The following is a 3,652-nucleotide window of genomic DNA, read 5'->3' as shown; positions in this document are numbered from 1 at the left end:
CGGGAGTAGGATTTGAACCTACGACCTTCAGGTTATGAGCCTGACGAGCTACCGGACTGCTCCATCCCGCGACACTCTTTTATGCGCTGTTGCCTGGTGGCTTGCGCAATGCCGAGACGGCGGTGTGTGGTGGCCCGAGGCGCCCTGGGGGGCGGATCGCGGCCGATCATCGTGTTCGAGAGATCAACGAGCTGCTTGTTAGGTTTGGCGGTGACCTACTCTCCCACGTCTTAGGACGCAGTACCATCGGCGCAACGGCACTTAACTGCCGAGTTCGGAATGGGGTCGGGTGTTTTGCTCGCGCTGTGACCACCAAACCGAACAAACAGCTCGTGTTCCGGGCGTCTTTGCCCGGATTTCATCGTTTTCCAAGTCAAGCACACTTTGGGTTGTGCATGCTTTCGATCTTTTCCGGTTTGGAACGGCAGAGCCATTCTTCTACTGGATCAAATCAAGCCTATCGGACAATTAGTACCGGTCAACTGAACGCATTGCTGCGCTTACATCTCCGGCCTATCGACGTGGTGGTCTACCACGGTCCTCAGGGATACCTTGTTTTGAGGGGGGCTTCCCGCTTAGATGCCTTCAGCGGTTATCCTTTCCGATCATAGCTACCCAGCACTGCCATTGGCATGACAACTGGTCCACCAGTGGATCGTTCACCCCGGTCCTCTCGTACTAGGGGCAACTCCTCTCAAGTATCCTACACCCACGGCAGATAGGGACCGAACTGTCTCACGACGTTCTAAACCCAGCTCACGTACCTCTTTAAACGGCGAACAGCCGTACCCTTGGGACCTGCTCCAGCCCCAGGATGAGATGAGCCGACATCGAGGTGCCAAACGGTGCCGTCGATATGGACTCTTGGGCACCATCAGCCTGTTATCCCCGGCGTACCTTTTATCCGTTGAGCGATGGCCCTTCCACTCGGGACCACCGGATCACTATGGCCGACTTTCGTCTCTGCTCGACTTGTCAGTCTCGCAGTCAGGCTGGCTTCTGCCATTGCACTCAACGAGCGATTTCCGACCGCTCTGAGCCAACCTTCGCACGCCTCCGTTACTCTTTGGGAGGCGACCGCCCCAGTCAAACTACCCGCCACACAGGGTCCCGGATCCGGATAACGGACCGCGGTTAGACATCAAGCGAAGCAAGGGTGGTATCTCAAGGATGGCTCCACAGCCACTAGCGTGACTGCTTCAAAGCCTACCACCTATCCTGCACATGCTTGGCCTGATGCCAGTGTGAAGCTGTAGTAAAGGTGCACGGGGTCTTTCCGTCTAACCGCGGGAAGCCTGCATCTTGACAGGCAATTCAATTTCGCTGAGTCGATGTTGGAGACAGCGGGGAAGTCGTTACGCCATTCGTGCAGGTCGGAACTTACCCGACAAGGAATTTCGCTACCTTAGGACCGTTATAGTTACGGCCGCCGTTTACTGGGGCTTCAATTCAAGGCTTGCACCTCTCCTTTTAACCTTCCAGCACCGGGCAGGCGTCAGACCCTATACGTCGTCTTGCGACTTCGCAGAGCCCTGTGTTTTTAGTAAACAGTCGCCACCCCCTGGTTTGTGCCCCCAGCCTCCAGTTGCCTGGAAACCGGGCCTCCTTCTCGCGAACTTACGGAGGTATTTTGCCGAGTTCCTTCAACATCGTTCTCTCAAGCGCCTTGGTATTCTCTACCAGTCCACCTGTGTCGGTTTAGGGTACGATCTAGCGATGGAGCTATTTCCAGGAACCTCTAAGCGGCCCGTTCAATCCGATAAGAACGAACAACCCTCGAGATCCGTCACTTCCATCTGGCCCAGGAATATTAACCTGGTTCCCATCGACTACGCCTTTCGGCCTCGCCTTAGGGGTCGGCTTACCCTGCTCAGATTAGCTTTAAGCAGGAACCCTTGGACTTTCGGCGACAGGGTCTCTCACCCTGTTTGTCGCTACTCATGTCATCATTCTCGCTAGTGATCTCTCCACCGGATGGCTCACGCCCCGGCTTCATCGAAAGCCTCTTGTGTCCAATCCGGGCAAGCCCGGTAAGGACACACGAGACTATTTCACACTACGCTCCGCTACCACGTATCTTACGATACATCCTAAGCTTCGGCTCATGGCTTGAGCCCCGATACATCTTCGCCGCAAGACAACTTATCTAGACCAGTGAGCTGTTACGCTATCTTTAAAGGATGGCTGCTTCTAAGCCAACCTCCTGGTTGTTTTGGTCGTCTCACATGCTTTCCCACTTAGCCATGAATTAGGGGCCTTAGCTGTAGGTCAGGGTTGTTTCCCTCTCCACGACGGACGTTAGCACCCGCCGTGTGTCTGCCATCTAGTACTCCTCGGTATTCGGAGTTTGGTTAGGATCAGTAAGCCTGTGGGGCCCCATTACCCATCCAGTGCTCTACCCCCGAGGGTATTCGGATGACGCTCTACCTAAATAGATTTCGCGGAGAACCAGCTATCTCCGAGTTTGATTGGCCTTTCACCCCTAGGCACACCTCATCCCGACCTTTTTCAACAGGTGTGGGTTCGGACCTCCAGTAGGTGTTACCCTACCTTCATCCTGGACATGCCTAGATCACTCGGTTTCGGGTCTGATCCCACAAACTCATGCGCCCTATTAAGACTCGCTTTCGCTGCGCCTACACCTAACGGCTTAAGCTTGCTTGTGAGACCAAGTCGATGACCCATTATACAAAAGGTACGCCGTCAGGCCTCGAGGGCCCTCCGACTGATTGTAGGCGTTCGGTTTCAGGAACTGTTTCACTCCCCTCGTCGGGGTGCTTTTCACCTTTCCCTCACGGTACTGGTTCACTATCGGTCAGCAAGGAGTACTTAGCCTTAGAGGGTGGTCCCCCCATGTTCAGACAGGATTTCACGTGTCCCGCCCTACTTAATACGTCCGATCGAGCTTCCCATACGGGGCTATCACCCGCTATGGCCGACCTTCCCAGGTCGTTCTGGTCACTCTCACGGCTCGGCTGGTCCCCGTTCGCTCGCCGCTACTAGGGGAGTATCTGTTGATTTCCTTTCCTCCGGGTACTTAGATGTTTCAGTTCCCCGGGTTTGCTCTTTTAACCCTATATATTCAGGTCAAAAGTACCTGGTTAACCCTGCTATTAACTGCGCCGCTACGCACCCAGTGCCAATTCCCGAAGGAATTGGTGTACCGAGCTACGCTCGGCACGGAGTGCGTATTATTGCGAAGCAATAATAACAGAGTATCAGGTGGGTTGCCCCATTCGGAGATCGCTGGGTCAAAGCCTATTCTCGGCTCACCAACGCTTATCGCAGAGTATCACGTCCTTCATCGCCTCTTGCTGCCAAGGCATTCACCAAACGCCCTTTTCGCGCTTGATTTGATCCAGAAGAAGCATGGCTCTCGTTTCATGGCCTACCGCCTGTCGGCTACTTGAGGCCGCTTGCGCGACCTCAACCATCCAACGGTCGAAAGACCGAGAACAATCCATTCCTCTGCACCCATCGGCCTTTTGTGTTTCCGATGGGCATTGATCAAAAGCATACTTTCCCGCCCTTCCACCTGGTTCAAAGTATGGAAGGGTTTGGTCGATGATCTTGCGATCATCATGATCCAGCCGTCCGTGCGGGCGGACTGGATCGGGTTAGTGTACTTGACTTGGAGTTTCATATCCTCGGG

Annotated in this window: 2 rRNA genes; both read right to left on the bottom strand. The window is 54.5% G+C overall.

The features are described from left to right. Positions 1 to 202 precede the first annotated feature (202 nt). Positions 203 to 317, bottom strand: a 5S ribosomal RNA gene (gene rrf, locus ILP92_RS18140). Between the two features lie 130 nt (positions 318 to 447). Beyond that, positions 448 to 3,354: ribosomal RNA gene (locus ILP92_RS18135) — 23S ribosomal RNA — on the bottom strand. Positions 3,355 to 3,652: the final 298 nt, after the last annotated feature.

Source organism: Palleronia pontilimi, from assembly GCF_016412875.1.
Classification (GTDB): Bacteria; Pseudomonadota; Alphaproteobacteria; order Rhodobacterales; family Rhodobacteraceae; genus Palleronia; species Palleronia pontilimi.
This window is presented reverse-complemented; position numbering and strand designations above follow the sequence as displayed.